19 protein-coding genes are annotated in these 22,651 nt (G+C 65.5%); 9 read left to right on the forward strand and 10 right to left on the reverse strand.

The genetic code is table 11. The features are described from left to right. Window positions 1-6: 6 nt before the first annotated feature. On the reverse strand, window positions 7-735 hold the full coding sequence (locus KUW00_RS04730; protein ID WP_222568346.1) for a haloacid dehalogenase type II: 729 nt from the start codon (window positions 733-735) through the stop codon (window positions 7-9). Window positions 736-814: 79 nt separating this feature from the next. Further along, complete coding sequence (locus tag KUW00_RS04735) at window positions 815-1,696, reverse strand: LysR family transcriptional regulator (protein ID WP_222568347.1); 882 nt, start codon at window positions 1,694-1,696, stop codon at window positions 815-817. An 89-nt stretch (window positions 1,697-1,785) separates the two neighbouring features. Between KUW00_RS04735 and KUW00_RS04740 the strand changes: the two genes are divergently transcribed. Next, window positions 1,786-2,532, forward strand: a complete 747-nt coding sequence (locus tag KUW00_RS04740; protein WP_222568348.1) for an NAD(P)H-dependent oxidoreductase — start codon at window positions 1,786-1,788, stop codon at window positions 2,530-2,532. A 38-nt stretch (window positions 2,533-2,570) separates the two neighbouring features. Here the strand turns inward: KUW00_RS04740 and polA are convergent, their stop codons facing one another. After that, window positions 2,571-5,372: a DNA polymerase I gene (gene polA / locus KUW00_RS04745; protein WP_222568349.1), complete on the reverse strand. Its 2,802-nt coding sequence runs from the start codon at window positions 5,370-5,372 to the stop codon at window positions 2,571-2,573. Window positions 5,373-5,669: 297 nt separating this feature from the next. On the opposite strand from polA, the gene KUW00_RS04750 reads away from it, so the two are divergent. From KUW00_RS04750 to KUW00_RS04765, 4 genes are all read left to right on the forward strand, one after another. Beyond that, window positions 5,670-5,939: a DUF2782 domain-containing protein gene (locus tag KUW00_RS04750; RefSeq protein ID WP_222568350.1), complete on the forward strand. Its 270-nt coding sequence runs from the start codon at window positions 5,670-5,672 to the stop codon at window positions 5,937-5,939. A 166-nt stretch (window positions 5,940-6,105) separates the two neighbouring features. Next, window positions 6,106-7,071 (forward strand): homoserine kinase, encoded by a 966-nt coding sequence (locus KUW00_RS04755; protein WP_045992627.1) that lies wholly within the window; start codon window positions 6,106-6,108, stop codon window positions 7,069-7,071. Next, window positions 7,068-8,987, forward strand: coding sequence for a biosynthetic arginine decarboxylase (gene speA, locus KUW00_RS04760; RefSeq protein WP_222568351.1), 1,920 nt, complete (start codon window positions 7,068-7,070; stop codon window positions 8,985-8,987). Before KUW00_RS04755 ends, speA begins: the two co-directional genes overlap by 4 nt. A 229-nt stretch (window positions 8,988-9,216) precedes the next feature. Next, window positions 9,217-10,323 (forward strand): alcohol dehydrogenase family protein, encoded by a 1,107-nt coding sequence (locus tag KUW00_RS04765; protein ID WP_222568352.1) that lies wholly within the window; start codon window positions 9,217-9,219, stop codon window positions 10,321-10,323. Between the two features lie 35 nt (window positions 10,324-10,358). Here the strand turns inward: KUW00_RS04765 and KUW00_RS04770 are convergent, their stop codons facing one another. From KUW00_RS04770 to KUW00_RS04790, 5 genes are all read right to left on the reverse strand, one after another. Beyond that, window positions 10,359-11,036 (reverse strand): fumarylacetoacetate hydrolase family protein, encoded by a 678-nt coding sequence (locus KUW00_RS04770; RefSeq protein WP_108131123.1) that lies wholly within the window; start codon window positions 11,034-11,036, stop codon window positions 10,359-10,361. A 148-nt stretch (window positions 11,037-11,184) separates the two neighbouring features. Further along, window positions 11,185-12,186, reverse strand: coding sequence for an ectoine hydroxylase (thpD, locus tag KUW00_RS04775; RefSeq protein ID WP_261391966.1), 1,002 nt, complete (start codon window positions 12,184-12,186; stop codon window positions 11,185-11,187). Window positions 12,187-12,502: 316 nt separating this feature from the next. After that, the gene (locus KUW00_RS04780; RefSeq protein ID WP_222568353.1) at window positions 12,503-14,302 is read right to left on the reverse strand and encodes an ArnT family glycosyltransferase; all 1,800 of its coding nucleotides are present in this window, start codon (window positions 14,300-14,302) and stop codon (window positions 12,503-12,505) included. 4 nt (window positions 14,303-14,306) lie between these two features. After that, window positions 14,307-14,639, reverse strand: a complete 333-nt coding sequence (locus KUW00_RS04785; RefSeq protein WP_222568354.1) for a lipid-A-disaccharide synthase N-terminal domain-containing protein — start codon at window positions 14,637-14,639, stop codon at window positions 14,307-14,309. Further along, window positions 14,636-15,556: a glycosyltransferase family 2 protein gene (locus KUW00_RS04790; protein WP_222568355.1), complete on the reverse strand. Its 921-nt coding sequence runs from the start codon at window positions 15,554-15,556 to the stop codon at window positions 14,636-14,638. Before KUW00_RS04790 ends, KUW00_RS04785 begins: the two co-directional genes overlap by 4 nt. 234 nt (window positions 15,557-15,790) lie before the next feature. Between KUW00_RS04790 and KUW00_RS04795 the strand changes: the two genes are divergently transcribed. Genes KUW00_RS04795 through KUW00_RS04805 form a run of 3 tightly spaced genes read left to right on the forward strand, consistent with a single transcriptional unit; the run spans window position 15,791 to window position 18,459 of the window. After that, window positions 15,791-16,312: a GNAT family N-acetyltransferase gene (locus tag KUW00_RS04795; protein WP_222568356.1), complete on the forward strand. Its 522-nt coding sequence runs from the start codon at window positions 15,791-15,793 to the stop codon at window positions 16,310-16,312. After that, entirely contained in the window at window positions 16,309-17,349 is a 1,041-nt protein-coding gene (locus KUW00_RS04800) for an alpha/beta hydrolase (protein ID WP_222568357.1), read from the forward strand. Before KUW00_RS04795 ends, KUW00_RS04800 begins: the two co-directional genes overlap by 4 nt. A 51-nt stretch (window positions 17,350-17,400) precedes the next feature. After that, on the forward strand, window positions 17,401-18,459 hold the full coding sequence (locus tag KUW00_RS04805; protein WP_222568358.1) for a putative zinc-binding metallopeptidase: 1,059 nt from the start codon (window positions 17,401-17,403) through the stop codon (window positions 18,457-18,459). A 182-nt stretch (window positions 18,460-18,641) separates the two neighbouring features. On the opposite strand, the gene KUW00_RS04810 is transcribed toward KUW00_RS04805, so the two are convergent. Together KUW00_RS04810 and KUW00_RS04815 are read right to left on the reverse strand one after the other, a co-directional pair. Beyond that, complete coding sequence (locus KUW00_RS04810; protein ID WP_231498416.1) at window positions 18,642-19,628, reverse strand: alpha-E domain-containing protein; 987 nt, start codon at window positions 19,626-19,628, stop codon at window positions 18,642-18,644. Between the two features lie 4 nt (window positions 19,629-19,632). Continuing rightward, entirely contained in the window at window positions 19,633-21,090 is a 1,458-nt protein-coding gene (locus KUW00_RS04815) for a circularly permuted type 2 ATP-grasp protein (RefSeq protein ID WP_045992620.1), read from the reverse strand. 584 nt (window positions 21,091-21,674) lie between these two features. Between KUW00_RS04815 and KUW00_RS04820 the strand changes: the two genes are divergently transcribed. After that, a complete protein-coding gene (locus KUW00_RS04820; protein ID WP_222568359.1) occupies window positions 21,675-22,613 on the forward strand; it encodes a transglutaminase N-terminal domain-containing protein in 939 nt (312 codons plus the stop codon). Window positions 22,614-22,651: the final 38 nt, after the last annotated feature.

A 22,651-nucleotide genomic window follows, 5' to 3' on the forward strand; every position in this document is an offset into this window, starting at 1 on the left:
ATGACACTAGGCGCCCAGACGATCGGCCAGATCGATCAACGAGGTGCAGTGGAGATCGTTGTCGGGTGAGCCATCCACCGCCTTGGGGGCGTCTTCGCCGAACTCATGGGGACGCTCGATGTAGGCGGTCTTGAGGCCGCAGCGGCGGGCGGCGTCGAGGTCATCCTGATGGGCGGCCACCAGCATCACCTCCTCGGGGGCCACCTCGAAGACCTCGGCCACTCCCAGGTAGGTGTCGGGATGGGGCTTGTAGGCGCGAAAGACCTCGGCGGACAGGATCAGATCCCAGGGCAGGCCGGCGTGCTTGGCCATATTGGCGAGTAGCCCCAGGTTGCCATTGGACAGGGTGCAAAGGGTGTAGTCGCGCTTGAGCCGTGACAGCCCCTCGATGCTGTCGGGCCAGGGCGCCAGACGATGCCAGGCGCGGTTGAGATGGGCCCTGCCCGCCTCGTCCAGTGCCAGCCGGTGGCGATCGAGCAGCTCATCGAGAATCATCCGATGCAAGTCGTCGATACGCGTCCAGCCAAGCTCGCCGGACATCACCCTGTCCATGGCCGGCCGATAGCCCGCACGCCAGGCTCTGGCGAAGTCCGCGGGCGTCATCGATGCCGATGCAGCAGGCGACGTGAGCAAACCCAACGCCTCGACCTCCCGGGCGATGCTCCCGTGCCAGTCGACCACAGTGCCGAAGATATCGAAGGCGAGTATCTGCGGGCGTACCGGTGCTGTCGTCATGGTCGCTCTCCTTGTTTCGCGGCCGGTGGGTCTTGTCCAAAGTCGTAGCGGTACCCTACGTCAGGTACCAAGGCTTGGCCTAGCGCTTTGGGTCTGCCGCCCCGGGCGCCAACCTCGCCCTGAGCGACTCGGCAAGAAAGTCGAGAAACAGGCGTATACGCACGACCTGACGCATGTCCTGGTGGGCCAACAGCCACAGGTCCACCGCCAATGCCTCCAACTCATCTCCTACCTGTTTCAAGCCGACATCAGCATCGCCCAGATAACGAGGAAGCACCACCGCCCCCAAGCCACGCCTGGCGGCCTGCTGCCGCCCCAGCAGGCTATCGCAACGGAAGCGGACCATGGCTCGTTCGACCTTGTCTTCCATCCAAGCCGCCAGCGCCGCATCGTCGGGGCGCTGTCCCTGATCGATCCAGGCGGTAATATCTCCCGGCTCGGAGATCTCGCCATCGCGAGCCACGTAGATCGCCTGGCGGATCGAACCGACTCGCCGACCGACCAACGTCTCGGGTGGCTGGTTGGAGGGCCGAATCGCCACCTCGGCGTCGCGAGCGGCCAGATCATAGAGGGCATTGGAGACCGAGACATCAAGCACGATGGCGGGATGGCGTTGCTGGAACGCCTCGAATACCGGCATCAACAGCCCCTGCAGCAAGGAGTCTGTCAGGGTGACGCGAATGACGCCCTCCAGCCGTTGATCCCGCCCTTGGATGCGGCGCGTCACCCCTTCTACCTCCTGGTGCACGCGCGCTGCCGCCTGCGCCATCTCTTCCCCTGCCAAGGTGGGCTGGTAACCACCGGGTGAGCGCTCGAACAACAGCACCCCCAGGCGCCGCTCGATGTTTCGCAGGCGCCGAAACACGGTGGCGTGGCTGACGCCAAGCTGGCGTGCCGCCCCTGAGAGAGAGCCCGAGCGCGAAATCTCGAGCACCGTCCTCAAGTCGTCCCAACTGTTCATTTTTGCAAAGCCTGCTGACAAGAATAGGGAATTTCGTTGCAAAAGTGTAAGGCATAGCCTGAACCACACCCACCGCAACGGAGTCGACCATGAATGTCCTGATCGTTCACTGTCACCCTGAACCCCACTCCTTGAACGGCGCCTTGACCGCCATCACCGCCGACACTCTGACCTCCCAGGGCCATAGGGTGGTCATCAGCGACCTGTACGCTGAAGGCTTCGATGCCATTGAACACCCTCGCCACTATCGCAATCGCCAGGATTCGCAGGTGTTTAGTGCACTGACGGAGCAACGCCATGCCTTCGAAGAAGGACAGCTTCCCGACGACGTGGCAAGAGAAATCCAACGGCTGGAACAGGCAGAGCTGGTGATTTTTCAGTTTCCACTGTGGTGGCATGGACCACCGGCCATGCTCAAGGGCTGGTTCGATCGCGTGATGGTGTACGGAGGGATGTACTCCGGAAGTCGCCGCTATGATCACGGGCGACTCAAGGGCAAACGCGCCATCTGCGCGGTGACGACAGGATCGCCGGCGGAAGCCTTCGAGCCCGCTGGCAGAGCGGGAGACATTGTTAGGCTGATGTACCCCTTCCACTGTTCCCTGTATTACCTGGGCCTCGAAGTGCTGCCACCACAGCTCGCCTTCGGCATCCAGGGCGGCGGCCTCGCCTATCAGGAGGAGACCGCATTCCGCCGGCACCTCGAAAGCACCAAGGCCGACTGGCGGGCCAGGCTCAAGGGCCTGGAAGGGGAGTCGACGATCCCCTTCTCAGGGTGGGATGACTGGGACGAAAAAGGCCGGCTGGGCCTGCGTCATCCTCTGCGATGGCGATAGAAGCTCCGGCTCGGTGCTCCAGCATCCGCGGCAACGCCTCAGTGCGCTTCGTCCCAGTTGTCACCGCACTCGGCCTCGACGATCAGCGGCACGTCGAGGCTGGCGGCGTTCTGCATGCGCGTCTTGACCTCTTCCATGAAGGTCTCGGCCTGGTCCTCTCTGACCTCGAACACCAGTTCGTCATGGACCTGCATCACCATCCAGGCGTCGAAGCCGTCGCTGTCGGCCTGGTCTGCGAGCCAGGCGTCCATATCGATCATCGCGCGCTTGATGATGTCCGCCGCGGTGCCCTGCATCGGTGCGTTGATGGCGGTACGCTCGGCGCCCTGGCGCCGGGCACGGTTCTGGGAGTGGATCTCCGGCAGGTAGAGCCGGCGTCCGAACACCGTCTCGACGTAGCCGTCTTCGGCGGCCTGGGCGCGGATGCGCTCCATGTAGCGGGCGACCCCGGGATAGCGATCGAAGTAGCGGTCGATATAGGTCTTGGCCTGGCTCTGCTCGATATGCAGCTGGCGGCCCAGGCCCCAGGCGCTCATGCCGTAGATCAGGCCGAAGTTGATCGCCTTGGCGCTGCGCCGCTGCTCGCCGTTGACCTTGTCCAGGGCCACCCCGAACACCTCGGCGGCGGTGGCGGCGTGGATATCCTTGTCCTCGGCGAAGGCTGACAACAGGCCCTTGTCGCCGGACAGGTGAGCCATGATGCGCAGCTCGATCTGGGAGTAGTCCGCCGCCACGATGCGATAGCCCGGGCGTGCCACGAAGGCCTGGCGGATGCGCCGTCCCTCGTCGGTGCGAATCGGAATATTCTGCAGGTTGGGGTCGGAAGACGACAGCCGCCCGGTGGCGGTCACCGCCTGGTGGTAGCTGGTGTGAACCCGGCCGGTGGCCTTGTTGACCAGCTTCGGCAGCTTGTCGGTGTAGGTCGAGCGCAGCTTGGACAGGCCGCGATGCTCGATGATCACCTTGGGCAGCGGGTAGTCCAGCGCCAGCTCCTCGAGCACCGCCTCGGCGGTGGAGGGCGCGCCCTTGGGGGTCTTCTTGATCACCGGGATGCCCTGCTCCTCGAACAGGATCTGGCCGAGCTGCTTGGGCGAGCCCAGGTTGAACTCGCGCCCGGCAAGCTCATAGGCGCGGGCCTCGAGCTCGCGAATGCGCTCCCCCAGCTCCCGGCTCTGGGTGTGCAGTAGCTCCGCGTCCAGCGCCACGCCGTTGCGCTCCATGCGCGACAGCACCCGCACCAGCGGGCGTTCGAGCTCGTCGAGGACCTCGGCCAGGCGGCCAGTCTCGTCCACTCGCGGGCGCAGCGTCTGGTGCAGCCGCAGGGTGATGTCGACGTCCTCGCAGGCGTAGGGCGCGGCCTGTTCCAGTGCGATCTGGTTGAAGGTCAGCTGCTTGGCGCCCTTGCCGGCGATGTCCTCGAACTTGACGGTGCCCTCGCCCAGGTACTTGAGCGCCAGCGAGTCCATGTCGTGGCGGGTGGCGGTGGAGTCGAGCACATAGGACTCGAGCATGGTATCCACCAAGGGCCCCTTGACCGGGATGTCGTAGCGCGCCAGCACCGAGATATCGTACTTGAGATTCTGGCCGATCTTGGCGATCGCCTCGTCGGCCAGGATCGGCGCCAGCGCCTCGAGCACCGCCTTGCGATCGAGCTGGGCCGGGGCATCGAGATAGTCGTGGCCCAGCGGAATGTAGGCCGCCTCGCCGGGCGTCAGGCACAGGCCGACACCGACGATGTCGGCCTCCATGTAGTTGAGGCTGGTGGTCTCCAGATCGAAGCAGAAAGCCTCGGCAGCGGCCAGTCGCTCAAGCCAGGCGTCCAGCTCGGCCTGTTCGAGGATCACCGTATCCTGACGCTCGCTGGAGGGCGTCGCCTGGGCCTTGTTCTTGTTATCGCCTTCGCCTCCGTTGTCCCCCTCGGGGGTGGCGGAACCACCGGCGACGTCATCGACGCCTTCATCCTGGCCGGCCAGCAGCTCCGACAGCCAGTTCTTGAACTCCAGGCGTTGATACAGCGTCTTCAGCGCCTCGCGATCCGGCGCGGCGATGGCCAGATCATCGAGGCCGAGCTCCAGCTCGCAGTCGGTCTTGATGGTCGCCAGTTCGTAGGACAGGTAGGCCTTGTCGCGGTGCTCCTCGAGCTTCTTCGGCAGCGTCTTGGCGCCACGAAACGACAGCGTCTTGACCTTGTCGAGATCGCCATAGATGACGTCGAGCCCGCCTTCCATGCCCTGCAGCAGGCCGATGGCGGTCTTCTCGCCCACCCCGGGGACTCCGGGGATGTTGTCGACCTTGTCGCCCATCAGCGCTAGGTAGTCGATGATCAGCTCCGGCGGCAGGCCGAACTTGTCGTTGACCCCGTCCACGTCGAGGGTCTCGCCCTTCATGGTGTTGACCAGGGTGATATGGCCATTGACCAGCTGGGCCATGTCCTTGTCACCGGTGGAAATCACCGCGTCGCGACCGGCGTCGGTGGCCATCTTCGCCAGGGTGCCGATGACGTCGTCGGCCTCGACCCCCTCGATGCACAGCAGTGGCAGGCCGAGCGCACGCACGCACTCGTGCAGCGGCTTCACCTGAGCGCGCAGGTCGTCGGGCATCGGTGGCCGCTGGGCCTTGTACTGGTCGTAGAGCTCGTCGCGGAAGGTCTTGCCCGGGGCGTCGAAGATCACCGCCATGGGACTGTCCGGGTAGTCCTTGATCAGCCGCTTGAGCATGTTGATCACGCCCTTGATGGCGCCGGTGGGCTGACCCTCGGAGGTGGTCAGCGGCGGCAGAGCGTGGAAGGCACGGTACAGATAGGAGGAACCGTCGACGAGAACGATGGGGCTTGAGGCCATGGATCGGCGTCCCTGTAAGGATAAATGACTACGATGCCACCCATGATACGCATCCCTTTCGTCTTTTGCCGGACGCTTTTGCGACCCTCGACGCGGTCACGGCCATCGCCCTGTCCTTGCGTCAGCCCCTGGCCCACCCTGCGCCCGCCCCTTATGCCGGCCATCAGGCGTCGACCTGGGGCATCGGCCCTGTTCCTTTACTTTGCGAGGGGAACCTGTGCCGACGTATCATGGTCTGATCGAACAGTGTTCCCTTTGTTTTGCCAACCGTTCATTCTCCCATCCTGGAGCCCCACCATGACGATCACCCGCATTGCGAGCGCCCTCCTGCTGTCGCTGGCCCTGCTGGCCGCCGCTTCGCCGGTGCTCGCCCAGGCGCAACCCGACATCAGCGTCCGCCAGGAAGCCAACCAGACGCTGCGCGAGTACCGCGTCAACGGCAAGCTGTACGCCATCAAGGTCGAGCCCAAGGATGGCAGCGCCTACTTCCTGGTCGACCGCAACGGCGACGGCAACTTCGAGCGCCAGGGCAGCGACAACGTCGATATCCCCGGCTGGGTTCGCTGACCCAAGGCCGTTGCCTGGGCGGCGCGCCCGCCGCTGCGTCCCCTAGCTGTTGATGCCCGTCTGGCAAGCGGCGCGAAAGCCCGCTGAGACCACTCCCGTAGATCACGTGCAACTCGGTGCCAAGTCGCTACAATAGGCGCCTTGGCAACCCCGGGCGAGACGATTCATGGCCGTATTCACTCCGCTTGACGACGCACAGGTCGCAGGCTTTCTCAGCCGTTTTGACGTCGGCGAACTGACGAAGCTGCAGGGCGTGCCCGCGGGCACCGAGAACAGCACCTTCTTTGTCACCACCGACCGTCGCGAACTGGTGCTGACGCTGTTCGAGCAGGGAGAGCACGAAGAGCTGCCGTTCTTCGTCGAGCTGCTCGACTTCCTCGACGAGCACCGAATCCCGGTGGCCGGGCCGATTCACGACCGTGACGGTATCGCCCTGCACGAACTGGCGGGTCGGCCGGCGCTGCTGTTTCCGCGCCTGCCGGGCGCCCATCCCAGCGCGCCCGACGTGACCCAGTGCCGAGCGCTGGGGCAGGCGCTCGGCGAGATGCATCGTGTCTCCCGCCACTTCGGTGGACACCGTCCCAATCCTCGCGACATTCATTGGCTGTCGGCCATGCACCACAAGGTGCTGGTCTACCTCTCGCCCGAGGACCAGGCGCTGATGCAGGACGAGGTCGACGCCTATCAGGCCGCGCTGGAAAGCGCGGAGCCGCTGCCCCAGGGCGCCCTGCACGGCGACCTGTTTCGCGACAACACGCTGTTCGACGGCGAGCGCCTGGGTGGCATCATCGACTTCTACAACGGCTGCACCGGCGACCTGCTGTTCGACCTGGCCATCGTCATCAATGACTGGGCCACCGACGCCGACGGTCGCCTGGTAGCCGAGCGCCACGACGCTCTGCTCGAGGCCTACCTGGCCGAACGCCCGCTGACCGCCACCGAGCGCGAACTGTGGCCGCTGATGCTGCGCCTGACCGCCCTGCGCTACTGGCTATCTCGCCTGCTGGTGGTCTACGTTGACCCGCCGGCCCACGACCTGACTCCCCACGATCCCGAACAGTTCCGGCGCATCCTGCTTGCGCGCCTGGAACATGGAGCCCTGCCCTTGCCAGACATCGAGGCCCGCCCGTGAGCCACAAGCCCGAAGCCGACTCCGCCGTGCAACGCGCCCGCCGCACCTGGAACATCGACCAGTGGGGCAGCGGCTACTTTGACGTGGACGAGGACGGACAGGCGCTGGTCCGTCCGCTAGGCGAGGTCGAACCCGGCCCCAGCCTGCCGCTGCGTGGCCTGGTCGACCAGATCCGCCAGGCCGGCCTGCGCCTGCCGGTGCTGATCCGCTTCACCGATATCCTGCACGACCGGGTCGAGCAGCTGTGCGCGGCCTTCGACCAGGCCATGGGCGAGGAAAACTTCGAGAGCGGGTACACCGCGGTGTACCCGATCAAGGTCAACCAGCAGCGCCGAGTGGTGGAAGAGATCCTCGCCACCAACGAGCGAGGGCGCGACCGGGTTGGCCTGGAGGCCGGCAGCAAGCCGGAACTGCTGGCGGTGCTGGCGCTGTCCGGCGATGGCCCCTCGCTGATCGTGTGCAACGGCTACAAGGATCGCGAGTACATTCGCCTGGCGCTGATGGGCGAGAAGCTCGGCCATCGGGTCTATCTGGTGGTGGAGAAGCTCTCCGAGCTGCCGATGATCCTCGAGGAGGCCGAACGCCTGGGGGTGACCCCGCGCATCGGTCTGCGTGCCCGACTGTCCTCGGTGGGCCGCGGCAAGTGGCAGGACACCGGCGGAGAGAAGTCCAAGTTCGGCCTGACCGCCGGCCAGATCCTGACCGTGGTCGAGCGCCTGACCGAAGCCGGGCGACTCGACAGCCTGCAGCTGGTGCACTTCCACCTGGGCTCCCAGATCGCCAACATCGGTGATATCCAGCGTGGCCTGCGCGAGTGCGCGCGCTTCTACCAGTACCTGCGCCAGCTAGGCGCGCCGGTGGACACCGTGGACGTGGGCGGTGGACTTGGGGTCGACTACGAGGGCACCCACTCGCGCAACTTCTGCTCGATCAACTACTCGATGCTCGAGTACGCCCGCAACGTGGTCTACGCCTTCAATCAGGTGTGTGCCGCCGAAGGGCTGCCGCAGCCTCATCTGATCAGTGAATCCGGCCGTGCCCTGACCGCCCACCACGCGGTGCTGATCACCAACGTGATCGGCGAGGAAAGCGTGGACACCGCGCCGCCGACCGAACGCAAGAGCGACGACCCCGAGGTCGAGGCGCTGTGGCGCACCCTGGACTTCCTCAAGCGCGAGCCGGAGCCGCGAGGGCTGGTGGAGGCCTGGCACGACCTGATCCAGGACATGGGCGACCTGCACGACCGCTTCGTGCTGGGGGCCGCCGATCTGGCCGCCCGCGCCGAGGGCGAGAGCGTCTACTTCGCCGCCTGCGCCGCCCTGAGGTCACAGCTCGACCCACGCAATCGCGCCCACCGCGAGATCCTCGACGAGCTGGCCGAGAAACTCGCCGACAAGCTGTTCGTCAACTTCTCGCTGTTTCAGTCGATGCCCGACGTCTGGGGCATCAAGCAGATCTTCCCGGTGCTGCCGCTGTCCGGGCTCGACCGTCGCCCAAGCCGCCGTGGAGTGATTCAGGACATCACCTGCGACAGCGATGGGCGCATCGACAGCTACGTCGACGGCCAGGGGGTCGAAACCACCCTGCCGCTGCCGGAGTGGCGCGAAGACGACGAGCGCCTGCTCGGCTTCTTCATGGTCGGCGCCTACCAGGAGATCCTCGGTGACCTGCACAACCTGTTCGGCGATACCGACGCCGTCGATGCCTCGCTGGATCGCGACGGCGGCTGGCGCCTGACCAACCTGCAGTGGGGCGACCGGGTCTCCGACGTGCTCGGCTACGTCAACTTCAACGCCGACGTGCTGCGCGAACGGCTCCGGGTCCAGCTCACCCGCAGCAACCTCGACCCACGCGAACAGCGTCACTTCCTCGATGATCTGTCAGAAGGGCTCGACGGCTACACCTACCTGGAGTGAGCCGACCCGCACGCCCCACTCCGTGTGAGCCTTCGCCCGGCGATGCCTACAGGTATCGCCGGGCGCCTGCTATTGGGGACTTGAGCTCTTGCGCCTGGCCCACGCTCGTGGCGAGATATGCATCAAGCCAGACACATCTTGACCACAGGAGGACAGCGCCATCGCATCCCCGGCCCCCTACCCCCAAGACTCACAGCCCCGAGACTCACAGCGCAGCATTCCCCCCACCATGATGGCTGTGGTCACCACCGGCAACGGCGGCTACGACAAGCTCAGCTATCAACAAGTCCCGACCCCGACGCCGGGTCCCGGAGAGGTGCTTCTGCGGGTGCTCGCTGCCGGCGTCAACAACACCGAGATCAATACCCGGCTCGGCTGGTACTCCGCCAGCGTCAAGAGCGACACCCGGGCATCGGCGGACGCCTTCGATGACAGCGCCGAGAACGCCGCCGACGCCGAGGATGGCGGCTGGAATGGCGCCACTCCCTTTCCATTGATTCAGGGCACCGACTGCTGTGGCGAGGTAGTGGCCCTGGGTGCGCCGGGAGAGGAAGGTGCCAACGCCTCGGCCACGGCGGACCTGCTGGGTAAGCGGGTACTGGTACGCGCCTGCATGCGCACCAGGGGCTTCGATCACTGGGACTCGGTGTGGATGGCCTCGGACTTCGACGGAGCCTTCGCCCAGTTCGTCAAGGTGCCCGCAAGCGAGATATTCCCGGTGGACTGCGACTGGAGCGACGAGGAACTCGCCACCATCCCCTGCGCCTACGGCACCGCAGAGAACATGCTGCACCGCGCTGGTGTCAGCGCCGGCGACCGGGTGCTGGTCACCGGTGCCTCGGGAGGTGTCGGCTCGGCGGTGGTGCAGTTGGCCAAGCGCCGGGGCGCCCACGTCACGGCGGTGGCGGGCAGCGCCAAGCACGAGGCGATCCGCGCCCTTGGCGCCGACCACCTGCTCGACCGCGACGATGACCTGCTGGCAAGCCTCGGCGAGTCGAGCATCGACGTCGCGGTAGATAACGTCGCCGGCAAGGGCTTTGGCGGGGTGCTGGAGGTGCTCGACCGCGGCGGCCGCTACGTCTCCTCCGGTGCCATCGCAGGACCGGTGGTGGAGCTCGACATGCGCAAGCTGTACCTCAAGGACGTGCGCCTGATCGGCTCCACCGCCTGGGACGAGCCGATATTTCCGGACCTGATCGGCTACATCGAGCGCGGCGAGATTCGTCCCCTGCTGGCCAGGACCTTCCCGCTTGCGCAGATCGTCGAGGCCCAGCAGGCCTTTCTCGAGAAGCAGCACGTGGGCAACTTCGTGCTGCTGCCGCCGCCACTGGACTGACGCCGAAGGCGTCGGGACTGCGGGTTAGCCAGGCGTCAACCGAGCACGCGGGTCTCGAGGGCGTGGCGCTGGCCGCTGGGCAGTGTCAGTTCGAAAGCCAGGGTCGCGCCCTTCTCCAGCTTGCCGACACCGGCCGGGGTGCCGGTCAGTACCACGTCACCCGGGGCCAGGGTGAAGTGCTGGCTCATCTCGGACAGCAGCGCCGGGATCGCGAACAGCATGTCTCGGGCCACGCCGTGCTGGCGACGTTCACCGTTCATGTCGAGGCTGAACTCGATGGCCGACCAGTCGAGCGGCGCCTCGATGGGCACGAAACGCGACAGCGGGCAGGCGCCGTCGAAGGCCTTGGCGATCTCCCACGGATGGCCCTTCTTCTTCAGTGCCGACTGGACATCACGCAACGTCAGGTCCAGCGCAAGCCCGACCCCGACCACTGCCGCCTCGGCCTGCTCGGGCGTGGCCTCACGCAGGGTCTCGCCGATCAACAGCGCAAGCTCGGTCTCGAAGTGTACGTCGGAGCGCTCGAAGGGACCGCCGATCGGCTCTTCCAGGGGCACCACACTGGTCGCCGGCTTGATGAACAGCAAGGGTGCGTCGGGTACCGGGTTGTCGAGCTCCTTGGCGTGCTCGGCGTAGTTGCGTCCAACACAGACCACCTTGCCAAGTGGTTGGGAGAAGGCGTCACCGTCGACAAAGCTCGGGACGAGAGACATGGCAGGCTCCTGAAGGCATGAAGAAGGATAGGAAACGACACGGCCCAGCGAACGGGGTCGCGTGGCATGCAAAAAAGGCGCGCCCAGGGCGCGCCTTTCGAGTCTATCCCAGCCATCGCGCTCATCGCGAGCGGTGGCGACCGTCGCTTCAAGGATTGAAATCGCTGCCAGGCTCGTGGGCCAGGAAATCCGGGCGACGGCGGTTGGCCGCAAACGGCTCGACGCAGCGGTTGTCGACGCGGTTGTAGACAAAGAAGGCATTGCTGCGCGGATCCGGCGACATGTTGGCGTTGGAGCCATGCAACGTGTTGCAGTCGAACAGCAACAGCCCACCAGCGCTGCCCTTGGGCGCCTCGATACCGTTGCGATCGATCAGCTGGCGCAGGGCTTCCTGATTCGGCACCCCGATCTCCTGCTTCTGCAGCGACTTCTCGTGGTTGTTGTCCGGCGTCTCGCCAATGCAAGGCACGAACACCCGATGGGAGCCGGGAATCAGCATCAGCGGACCGTTGAACTCGTGGTTGTCGGTCAGCACGATGGAGGCACTCACCGCGTGCATGTCGGGCATGCCGTCCTCGGCGTGCCAGGTCTCGAAGTCCGAGTGCCAGTTGAACCCCTTGCCCTCGAAGCCCGGCTTGTAGTTGATACGCGACTGGTGGACGTAGCTCTCGCCGCCGAGAATCTGGCGAGCGCGGCCGACCAGACGTTCATCATTGGCCAGGTGGGCGAACACCCGGGACAGATAGTGCACGGCGAACAGCGAGCGGATCTCCTTGCCGCTCGGCTCGACGATGCTGTAGTCCTTGCCCCGATAGGCGTCGTTGTCGAGCAATGCCTTGAGCTCTTCGCGCAGGCGTGCGAGCTCTTCGCCACCGAGGAAGTCGGGCTCAAACAGAAAGCCCTTCTGCTCGAACTCGTCGAGCTGCTGCTGGCTCAGCGGCCCCTGGTCGGCGCTGCCCTTGACCACCGGGCCCTGGCGGTCGACCCACAGGCTGTCCATCGGTTCAGGCAATCGCGTCGGGTAGTGGGTGGCGCGAGCCTGGCCGCTGTCGAGCCCGGCGAAACGTTGCCAGTCGAAACGCTGCTGGTCTTGTGGGTCCAGGTTGCTGCGATGCTTGGTTTGCGGATTGGACGATGTCTGCACTTCCATCCGATCACCCTCCCTTGGTATTGATCAGCTTTCAGATTCGAACTCGTACCCGCGGCGCTACATACCTGTACACCAGCGACGGCCCAGAAATGCTGCGCCACACAGGCGTCACCGACCGTCAAAGGCCATATCACCGACTGCATCAAGGGCAGCATTCAAGGCCACATCACAGGGTGCATCTAAGGCTGAACTCAAGGCTGCATTCAAGGCTGAATTTGAGGTATAGCGCCGCCCTGAAGGAGAAGGCTATCTCCCCGAGCCCAAGCTACAAAAGCCGCCTCTTGAATTCAACCCTTGCACAACTTGCGTCCAACTTTCAGCGATGCGTCACTCCTGCTACCTCGCCGGGGACAGGCTGTGTCTCGGTGAAGTAGCGCCAGGCGCCGGAGCCGGGCACCGACGTTGGCGCAAGGTAGATCGGTGCCTCGCCGCGATCCTGGTGGCAGCCGGCGAAGGCGATGCCCGGCAGCAGCAGCCAGTCGTGGCGATTCTGATGGCCGAGGTCGAACCCTTGGCCAAGCTCGCCGCAGTCGATGTCTTCCAGATCCTTGTCCACCACCAGCATCCAGCGCCGGGAGGGTGCCTTGGCGAGCCAGGCCATGGCGGCGGGAAGCTCTTCCTCGATGGGCGTCATGTCGCCGAAGTGAACGCTTGGCGTGCGCGCATGCAGCAGGATCTCCTCATCGAAGTTCAACAACGCCACCTCACCGATCGGCCCTACCTGTTGCGCCACCCTCGCCATCATGTCCCGGGGTGAGCGCTCCGGGTCCATCCAGGAATATCCAAGGGTGCTCCACCAGCCCCACAGGCACCACAGGAACAGGGTCACGGCAACCAGGCCCCGGCGCGGCTTCACCACAAGCGCCAGGCCCAGGGCCAGACCCCCCAGCGCCAGCCACTCCCACCAGGGAGTGATCCCGTAGCGATGGGCCAGACGCTCCAACGGCGCGACATCGCAGAGCCCTAGAAGGCCAGCCAATCCCAGCAGCCCGCCAAGCAGGATGACGGCTCCAAAACCCGTGCGATTGGGGCCGATCCGCCTGGCAAGCGCCGGCAGCAGTGGCGCCAGCGCCAGCACCATCAGCGGCAGGGTCGGCAGCATATAGACGCCGCGTTTACCCGGTGACAGCGAGAAGAAGATCACGATCAACACCACGGCGCTTACAGGCAGCAGCGAACGCGCATCGCCGCGGCGAATGCGTCGCCACCAGTTGGGAAAGGCCCAGGGAAAGGTCAGCACCAGCGGCATCCAGGCCCAGGGCAGCACCTGGGCGATGTAGTAGTACCAGGGACGCAGGTGGGCCCAGGAGTCGGCGTAGCGCTCACCCGTCTGCTTGAACAGAATGTTGTCGCGATAGGCCGCCAGGCTTGGGTCGTCGCTCAGGCTGGTGATCAGGATCATCGGCAACCCCCAGGCCAGCACCACCGCGAGCAGGCACCCCAGTCCCTCGCGAAGGTCGCGAAGGCGGAGCGGCGTCAGCCGGCCAGGCCCCCTGTTACCGCTGACACCGCCGCGCCCCAACCACCACCAGGCGGGCAGCAGCGCCAGCGGCAGAAAGCCCACCCCCTTGGTCAGGATGCCGGCCCCCATGGCCGCAAAGCCCGCCCGCCACCACCAGCGAGAGGGCCCCAGCAGGGCATGGCGTAACAGTCCGTAGGCGCCCAGGGTGGTAAAGAAGGTCAACAGCATGTCGATCTGGGCGGTCTTGGCCTGCAGCACGAACTGCAGGGTCGCCAGGGTGGCAAGGCCCGCCAGCAGACCAATGCGCTGGCCATACAGGCGCCGGCTCAGATCCACGATCAGCGCCAGGGTGCCGAGCCCGGCCAGCAGCGACGGCAGCAGAAAGCCGATTCGCATCGAGCCGGTCAGCCAGATGCCCAGGGCGCTCGCCCACATGAAGATCGGCGGCTTGTCAGCGTAGAGTTCACCGCCGCGATGGGGGATCCAGAAATCTCCGGTCACCAGCATCTCGATGGCATTCAAGGCGAAACGGGGCTCATCGGCGGGCCAAGGATCGCGCCAGCCGAGACCGAGTGCCAGCAGCAGGACGGCGAAGGCGCCGAAGGCCAGCCAACCGGCCCAGGACAGGCGAAGAGGCATTCTCAAGGGGGGCATGACGCTATCCTCCGGCACGCGACGACGTCGACTTGATGGAGGCCTGCGACGTTTCTTGCTGGCGGAGACCCGAGCTGCAGAACCTGTTGCCTCGCAATAACGTCAGGTTGCGTAGATAGATAAAGAGCCCGGCCCCCTGCCCGAGCATGAACACCGGGTCTCGGCGATGGATGGCATAGACCAGCAGGGTCACACCCCCGGCCAGGCTGAGAAACCAGAAGGCCACCGGCACCACGCTGCGTTTCGCCCTCTCACTGGCGATCCACTGCACGACAAAGCGCGCCGAGAACAGCGCCTGGCCGAGAAAACCCACCGCCAGCCACCAGGACAGCGTCATTGCGACGGCCCTGCGGCGGCCTGGTTCAGGGTAACGCTGCTGCTTGAGGCCGTACTGCCAAAGACGACACGGGGCAGGACAACATCGAGACCGTCAGGCATCGGCTGCTGCCGACCAGTTTTGCTGACGGTGGTGTCCGTCGCAAAGGCCAGCTCCCCATGCCCCAGCGTCGTCCCGACCCGAGGCGGGTCGAGCGCATCATCGATACCACGACAGTCCACCGGCAGTCGCGAGCGACGTTGCAGCCAGCGCACTCCGATCAGGTCGGTGATGCCGACCCACAGGCGGTTGCTCAGGCCGTAGTGAGAGCGCCCGGCCCTGCGAGGCCGGTGTTTGACGGGGTGGGACAGACAACGCCCGCCCTGGGCGGCGACAAGGGCAGGTAAAAAACGATGCATATGATCGAAGTACGGTAGCGAAAGAAACGCTTGCCGGCGGATCACCTTGAGACCACAGCCGCTATCCGGCGAGCCATCGCCGAGCAGTCGTGCTCGAACCGCGTTGGCCACCCTAGAAGACAGCCGCTTGAGCGCGGAGTCCTGGCGCGTGACGCGATGGCCGCCCACCAGGTCCACCCGCGCCGCCTTTGCGGCTTCCAGCAACGCAGGAATATCGGCGGGGTCGTTCTGGCCATCGCCGTCCAGGGTCGCCAGCCACTCGCCTCGGGCATGCCTCGCTGCCTGCCACAGGGCGGTGCTCTGACCCGCGCTATCGCGATGGCGAAGTGGCCTCAGCGTGTCCTGACGGTGGGCCCGCATCACCAGCAGGGGCCAGGTATCATCGTCAGAGCCATCGTCTAACACGATGACCTCGTAGGCCTGGTGCGACAGCGCCTGCTCGATCTCATCGAGCAGCGCGGGCAGGTTGGCAGCCTCGTTGTGGGCGGGGATCACTACCGATACGGTGACAGCGTGCATGGGATTCGCCTCGGACTGGAGAATACCGTCACCTTGCCCGGCGATACTTAAGCCACCCTTAATTCATCGATACCGCCCTTCGCCGAGACGTCACCACGCTCACAGCGTCGCAGGAGCCTCCAGGCGAGACACCTTCATCGACCTCCTGTGCGAGACGACGTGCCACCGCATACTCGATGTCCGAAAACCGTGCCACCTGAGGTACCCTGAAGGCACCACTGCATCGAGGTAGCCATGTTGCGTTTCCAGCAAGAGGACCCCGCCGCCCCCGCCATGGCGGCGATGATCCGCGCCCACCGCCGCGGGCTGAAGAAACTGGCGCCCACCTCGCCGCCGGAAAGCCGCCATGCCCTGACCCTGGATGAACTGAAGGCACCGGAGGTGACCCTGTGGGGGCTGTGGGATGATGACGATCTGGTCGGCTGCGTCGCCCTGAAGGAAGTCAGCCACGACCACGGCGAGATCAAGTCCATGCGCACGGCACCAAGCCACCTTCGCCGGGGTCTGGCCTCCTTGATGCTCGACAAGGTGATCGAGGAGGCCAGACTGCGTGGCTATCGCCGGCTGAGCCTGGAGACCGGCTCACAGCCGGGCTTCGCTCCGGCTCGCCAGTTCTACACGCGTCACGGCTTTACCCCCTGTGCGCCCTTCGCCGGCTATGTCGAGGATCCCAACAGCGTCTACATGACCTTGGCCGTCATCGATGACGGGCGGGATGACGGCCTGGATGGCGAGCTGAAGGAGGCCAGCCGATGAGCGAAAGTGATGACGCCAGTCCCGACAACAGCGCCACACCGTTGCCCCTCGACAGTGCCGGCACCCGCGAGCTGTCCTGCGCCGAAGCGGTAACCTTCGACAGCGGTGATACTCGCTGTCGCGGCTGGTGGTTTGAAGGTGTCGACGATGGTGCGGTGGTGGTCATGGCCCACGGTCTTGGTGGCACGGTGGCAGGCGGCCTTGTCGGCTACGCCCAGGCCCTGCATCACGCCGGCCACAGCGTGCTGGTCTTCGACTATCGTCACTTCGGCCGCTCCGACGGCGAGCCTCGCCAGCTGCTCGGCATCAAGCGCCAGCAACAGGACTACACGGCCGCCATCGAGTACGCCCTGGGCCGGGCACCGGCCCTCCCGCTGGTGCTGTGGGGTACGTCGTTCTCGTCGGCCCATGTCATCACTCTGGCGGCTCGTCGCGACGATGTCGCTGCGGTCATCGCCATGAATCCGATGCTCGACGGTCGGGCCTCGTCGCTGCTCAAGCTCAAGGACGCAGGACCTGGCACCTTCCTGCGCATGACCGGAGTGGGACTCGCCGACCTTGCCAGGGGTTGCCTCGGCCGGGCTCCTCGGTACCTGCCACTGGCCGGCGAGCCGGGGACCCTGGCCGCGCTCTCCGCCCCGGACGCCCTGACGGGGATCCTGTCGTTTGTCGATGACGACTTCGACAATCGCATTGCGCCACGCGCCCTGCTGGGGCTTGGGCTCTACCGTCCGGTCACCCGGGCCCGCCAGGTTCACTGTCCGGTGCTGCTGCAACTTTGCCTGCGTGACAGCGTCGCGCCGATCGCCCCCGGCTACCGACTGGCCGAAGCACTGGGATCACGGGCCACACTCAAGACCTACGACACCGGCCACTTCGAGATCTACGAGGGTGACTGGCGGGCGGCCTTCGCCGACGACCAGCGGGAATTTCTCGCCCAGGCGATGGCGCAGTCGCCGGCGCCAGCGCCCACGGCCCACACCACCGAGTCGCCTCAGCACACTCCAGACGAGACCGACCCGCCGCCCGCCCGGTAGCCTGGCTATACTGGCGACGACACCTGACTGGCCACGCCCGAGGGCATGCGAATGCGCCACTACCCCTGCCAACGCTGTGACAACCGCCTGTTCTTCGACAATACCCTCTGCCTGGTATGCCACTCCGAACTTGGCTGGTGCCCGGGTTGCCATGCTCTGGTGACGGTCGATCTCCAGCCCGATGGTCGCTACCGCTGCGTCGACGACACCTGCGCTACGCTGCTGGTCAAGTGCCACAACTATTCCGTGGAAGGGGTCTGCAACCGCATGATCACCAGCGAGGAGGCCGACCGTGGCATGACGCTGTGCGACTGCTGTCGCCACAACCAGGCCATCCCCGACCTGTCGGTGCCCGGTCATCGTGAACGCTGGGCCAAGCTCGAGAGTGCCAAGCGCCGGCTTTTCTACACCCTCGACCTGCTGGGGCTGCCCCACGAGGTGGATGGCCGCCGTGCCAACCCGCCGCTGGCCTTCGCCTTCCTCGCCGACGAAGTGGCGGCAGAAGGCGACTGGCACTCCAGCGACGAGGGCATGCCGGTGTTCACCGGTCACGCCGGCGGACTGATCACCATCAACGTCAAGGAAGCCGACGACGTCGAGCGCGAGCGCCTGCGCAACGACTTCAACGAGGCCCACCGCACCCTGATCGGGCACTTCCGCCACGAGATCGGACACTATTACTGGGAGTTGTTGATCAAGAATCGGGACGAGCCTGCCTGCATCGAGGTATTCGGTGACCACAACAACCCCAGCTACAGCGAAGCCCTCGATCGCCACTATCAGCAGGGACCACCGAATGACTGGCGCGGCCGCTTCGTGTCGGCCTACGCCACCATGCACCCCTGGGAAGACTTCGCCGAAACCTTCGGCTTCTACCTGGACATGGTCGCCATCCTCGATACCGCCGGACACTTCGGCATCACCCCCACCGGCTTCGACGAGGACCTCGAAGCGATGTTGACCACCTTTCGCCGCCTGAGTCTCGGCTTCAACGAGATGAATCGCGAGATGGGGCTGCTCGACCTGGTGCCGGAGGTGATCACCCCGACCATCGCCTGCAAGCTGGGTTATATCCACGACATGGTGCTGGCGGCGCGACGACAGCAGTGAACCGCCCGTCGCCCCGCCGGGCACCACCATGCGGCCCTCTTTCCAGAGGGGGCCGCAATGCTTGGCAAGGTCCGGCTTGGCAAGATCCGGCCTGGCAAGATCCGGCTTGGCAAGGTCCGGCCTGGCTAGATTCAGCAGTGGCTCAGAGCAGGCGGGCCATGGGAAACCTGGCCCGCCTGGCTTCACGCCTGGTCGCTGGCCGCCAGTAGCTCGCCATCGCCCAGGTCATCGAGGGTCGGGAAGTAGGTGCGGGCGATCGCCGTATGCAGCTCGGCAAAGCCCTGTTGCAGCACGTCGATAAAGTCGTGCAGGGCCTCGGGGGAGCGCACCAGGGCACGGACGTCGGCCTCGGCCACATCGGCCAGCACCAGCGTCGCCGTGGCCAGGGCGCGCTCATGTCGCGGCAGCGAGCGCAGCGCGCGGATGCTGTCCTTGAGACTGCGCGACACCGAACGCGGGAACAGGGAATCCTGCACCAGGAAACGCAGCACGTCGGTGGCCCTGACCCGGCAGCGCACGTGCTGTCGATACATCTGGTAGGCCGTCAACGACTTGAGCACGCTCATCCACTGCAGGTGCTCGAACGGACGAATCTCGTCGCTGTCACGCTGCAGCAGGTTGGCCGAGCGCACATCGATGATGCGGGTGATCATGTCGGCCCGTTCGAGCTGGCGCCCGAGCATCATGAAGGTCCGTGACCCACCGTAGCTGAGGGTGCCCTCGATCAACCCGATCAACGTCTGACAGCCACGAATCACCAGCTTCAGAAAGCGCTCTCGGCGTCCCGGGCCGAGGCCCGCATCGGCGTGGGCACTGGCGGTCATGTAGAGCTGGTTGATTTCTTCCCATACCTCCCGCGGTACCACGTCCCGCGTGGTGCGCAGGTTCTCGCGGGCCTGGGCCAGGGCGGACAGGATCGAGCCGGAGTAGCGTCGGTCGGCACACAGGAACTGCACCACGTTGCGATCGTTGGGCTCATCGTAGAGGGTCTCGAACACCTCGGCGCCCCCGGTGATATCGACCATCGCCGCCCATCCCAGCGGTTGGCGGTAGGGCATGTCGAGCATCAGGTGACTGGAGACGTTGATCAGCCGGGCGGTATCTTCGGCACGTTCGATGTAGCGGGCCATCCAGTACAGGTTTTCGGCGACTCTGGAAAGCATCAGCATGGTCTCAGTCCTCCCCCGTCTCGACGATCCAGGTGTCCTTGCTGCCGCCCCCTTGGGACGAGTTGACCACCAGCGAGCCCTTGACCAGGGCCACACGGGTCAAGCCACCGGTGGTGACGTAGGCGCCGTCCTGGCCCGACAGGATGAAGGGGCGCAAATCGACGTGGCGCGGCTCGGGCCTGCCATCGAACAGCGTGGGGGTGGTGGACAGGTTCAGCATGGGCTGGGCCATGTAGTTGCGAGGGTTCTCCTGGATCAGCCTGGCGAAGGCATCACGCTCGGCCTGGGAGGCCTGAGGCCCCATCAACATGCCGTAGCCGCCGGACTCGTTGGCGGGCTTTACCACCAGTTCATGCAGGTGCTCCAGCACATAGCGGCGGTCTTCCTCGAGCATGCACAGGTAGCTCGGCACATTGGGCAGCAGCGCCTCCTGATCCAGGTAGTACTTGATCAGTTTCGGCACGAAGGCGTAGACCACCTTGTCATCGGCGACACCGGCCCCCGGGGCGTTGGCCAGCGCCACCTTGCCGCTGCGCCAGGCCCGCATCAATCCGGGCACGCCCAGCACCGAGTCCTTGCGAAACGCCTCCGGGTCGAGGAAGGCGTCGTCGACGCGGCGGTAGATCACGTCCACACGGGTCAGCCCCTGGACGGTGCGCATGTAGACCACGTCGTCGTCATCGACCAGCAGATCCGGGCCCTGGACCAGTTGCACACCCATCTGCTGGGCCAGGTAGGCGTGCTCGTAGTAGGCCGAGTTGTAGATACCCGGGGTCAGCACCACCACCTGGGGATCGTCCCAGTGGCGTGGCGACATGCCCGCCAGCATGTCGTAAAGCTGGGGCACATAGTCGTCCACCGGATGAATCTTGCCCGAGGCAAACAGCTCCGGCAGCACGCGCTTGGTCACGTTGCGATTCTCGAGCATGTAGGACACCCCGGACGGTATCCGCAGGTTGTCCTCCAGCACATAGACGGTGCCGTCGCCACCACGCACCAGATCGGAGCCGCAGATATGCGCCCAGACCCCGTGGGGCGGATCGATCCCTACACACTGGGGGCGAAAGTTGACGGATTGCTCGAGTACCGCCGCCGGCAGCACGCCATCCTTGACAACCTTCTGGTCGTGGTACAGGTCGTCGATGAACAGGTTGAGCGCCTCGACCCGCTGCTTGAGGCCTGCCTCGGTGCGTCGCCACTCGTCGGCGGGGATGATGCGAGGCACGATGTCGAAAGGCCAGGCGCGGTCGATCATGCTGCCCTCGGAATACACCGTGAAGGTGATCCCCATGGTGCGAATGGCGATCTCTGCTGCGTTCTTGCGCTCTTCCAGCTCGTCAGGGGCAAAGCCCGCGAGCACGTCACACAGCATCTTGGCCGCCTCCCGCGGCATCCCGGGCGTCGCCACCAGTTCGTCATAGAACCCTGCGCAGTCGTACTGCTGCCAATCCACATGGCTCATCGGCACACCCTCGATTGTTTTCGGCATCCGGCGACCCGACAACGACGATGGCACCCCCGCCTTCGACCGTACCGGGTCCCTCCTTGCTGTATAGCAAGCCCTGTACCAGACCGCCGAGAATAGGCCGCAGCGCCGAGCCTTCTCGCCGAATGGGCTGGCGCAATTGAGCAGTTTGGACAAAAAGCGACCACTTGTTCCTGCCGAAAGTGCCCCACGAACCAGCAAGACGGGGCAGCGAGCACCGATCTGGTGCAACCATGGCGACCCCCGACAAGCGTGGGCGGCAGCCCTCGGCAGCCCTTGCAGAAGCCGGTCGATGGCATCTGCTGCTGACGACGCCCACCTTTCGGGCTTGAGAGAAAGGCAGGAGTCGGGTACATCTTGTCGCCACGGTTCGGGGGGGATATCGTCACCTTCTGCAACATTCGCCGACACCCAGGAGCCTCCTCGCTTCCCATGCCTGCCTCTTCTCGTTCCGCCCTCCCTGGCTCGTGCGCACCGCTGTCCTGCCCTGCTCAAGACAGCGGCACCAGGCTGTGCCGTGTGGCCAGCCTTGGCAGGGGTGTCACGGCGGGATCCGGCAGATGATCTATCGACTTCGCCACACCACGCGCTACTACTACAGCGAGATCGTGACACTCAGCGAGAACGAGGCCTGCCTGATGCCCCGTGAGATGGCCTACCAGCAGGTTGCCTGGGCGCATTTGTCGATCTCGCCGGGCGAGTCGCTACGACAGAGCCGACAGGACGCCTTCGGCAACCATATCGCGCTGTTCGCGGTCGACACCCCCCACACCCAGCTCGAGGTCACGCTGGAGGCGCAGGTCATGACCTCGCCTCGCGCCACACCGCCGCAGGCCATCATGGGCTGGGAGCGGTGTCGAGAGCTGTTGGCAGACCGCCACCAGCCAGGTTTCCGCGAAGCACAGCCGTTTCTTGAAAACTCCGCCTATATCGAGCGCCGCCCGCTGCTCGCCGCCTGGGCCGAAGACTGTTTTCCCGCTGGTGGCGATCTGGTGGACTGCGTGGAGCGATTGAACCGTCGCATCTATGAGGAATTCCGCTACGACAGCGAGTTCAGCGACCTGGAGACGACACCGTCCCAGGTGCTCCAGCATCGCCGTGGGGTGTGTCAGGACTTCTCCCACCTGGCCATCGCCACCCTGCGCTCGGTGGGTCTGGCCGCGCGCTACGTCAGCGGCTATCTCGAGACTCGACCGCCTCCAGGACAGCCTCGACTGATGGGCGCCGACGCCTCCCACGCCTGGTTCTCCGTGCTGATACCCGGCTGGGGTTGGCTCGACTTCGACCCCACCAACGGTGTGCGCGCCGGCGAACGACACCTGTTGCTTGGCTGGGGCCGCGACTACGAGGACGTGGCGCCGCTCAAGGGCGTGGTGACCGGTGGTGGGCGCCAGCGCCTCGAGGTGGAAGTGGACGTTGTTCCCGCAGGGGAAGTCGCGGCCACCGGCCCGACCTCCGCCAGCCCTGGCGATCACCCGGCAGCGCCGATGGCCGGCTGATTCGCTGTCCTTTATATTGCGCAGGCTCTGCCCGGCCT

Origin of the sequence: Halomonas sp. DP5N14-9 (assembly GCF_019802175.1) — a bacterium.
Classification (GTDB): domain Bacteria; phylum Pseudomonadota; class Gammaproteobacteria; order Pseudomonadales; family Halomonadaceae; genus Halomonas; species Halomonas litopenaei.

What these genes read in the sequence shown, in the direction of transcription:
- KUW00_RS04805 (WP_222568358.1), top strand. Translation starts at nt 17,401, where the DNA reads ATGCGCCACTACCCCTGCCAACGCTGTGACAACCGCCTGTTCTTCGAC.
- KUW00_RS04740 (WP_222568348.1), top strand. Translation starts at nt 1,786, where the DNA reads ATGAATGTCCTGATCGTTCACTGTCACCCTGAACCCCACTCCTTGAAC.
- KUW00_RS04795 (WP_222568356.1), top strand. Translation starts at nt 15,791, where the DNA reads ATGTTGCGTTTCCAGCAAGAGGACCCCGCCGCCCCCGCCATGGCGGCG.
- KUW00_RS04815 (WP_045992620.1), bottom strand. Translation starts at nt 21,090, where the DNA reads ATGAGCCATGTGGATTGGCAGCAGTACGACTGCGCAGGGTTCTATGAC.
- KUW00_RS04755 (WP_045992627.1), top strand. Translation starts at nt 6,106, where the DNA reads ATGGCCGTATTCACTCCGCTTGACGACGCACAGGTCGCAGGCTTTCTC.
- KUW00_RS04750 (WP_222568350.1), top strand. Translation starts at nt 5,670, where the DNA reads ATGACGATCACCCGCATTGCGAGCGCCCTCCTGCTGTCGCTGGCCCTG.
- KUW00_RS04730 (WP_222568346.1), bottom strand. Translation starts at nt 735, where the DNA reads ATGACGACAGCACCGGTACGCCCGCAGATACTCGCCTTCGATATCTTC.
- KUW00_RS04820 (WP_222568359.1), top strand. Translation starts at nt 21,675, where the DNA reads ATGATCTATCGACTTCGCCACACCACGCGCTACTACTACAGCGAGATC.
- polA (WP_222568349.1), bottom strand. Translation starts at nt 5,372, where the DNA reads ATGGCCTCAAGCCCCATCGTTCTCGTCGACGGTTCCTCCTATCTGTAC.
- KUW00_RS04735 (WP_222568347.1), bottom strand. Translation starts at nt 1,696, where the DNA reads ATGAACAGTTGGGACGACTTGAGGACGGTGCTCGAGATTTCGCGCTCG.
- KUW00_RS04780 (WP_222568353.1), bottom strand. Translation starts at nt 14,302, where the DNA reads ATGCCCCCCTTGAGAATGCCTCTTCGCCTGTCCTGGGCCGGTTGGCTG.
- KUW00_RS04810 (WP_231498416.1), bottom strand. Translation starts at nt 19,628, where the DNA reads ATGCTGATGCTTTCCAGAGTCGCCGAAAACCTGTACTGGATGGCCCGC.
- KUW00_RS04800 (WP_222568357.1), top strand. Translation starts at nt 16,309, where the DNA reads ATGAGCGAAAGTGATGACGCCAGTCCCGACAACAGCGCCACACCGTTG.
- KUW00_RS04770 (WP_108131123.1), bottom strand. Translation starts at nt 11,036, where the DNA reads ATGTCTCTCGTCCCGAGCTTTGTCGACGGTGACGCCTTCTCCCAACCA.
- KUW00_RS04790 (WP_222568355.1), bottom strand. Translation starts at nt 15,556, where the DNA reads ATGCACGCTGTCACCGTATCGGTAGTGATCCCCGCCCACAACGAGGCT.
- KUW00_RS04785 (WP_222568354.1), bottom strand. Translation starts at nt 14,639, where the DNA reads ATGACGCTGTCCTGGTGGCTGGCGGTGGGTTTTCTCGGCCAGGCGCTG.
- KUW00_RS04765 (WP_222568352.1), top strand. Translation starts at nt 9,217, where the DNA reads ATGATGGCTGTGGTCACCACCGGCAACGGCGGCTACGACAAGCTCAGC.
- thpD (WP_261391966.1), bottom strand. Translation starts at nt 12,186, where the DNA reads ATGGAAGTGCAGACATCGTCCAATCCGCAAACCAAGCATCGCAGCAAC.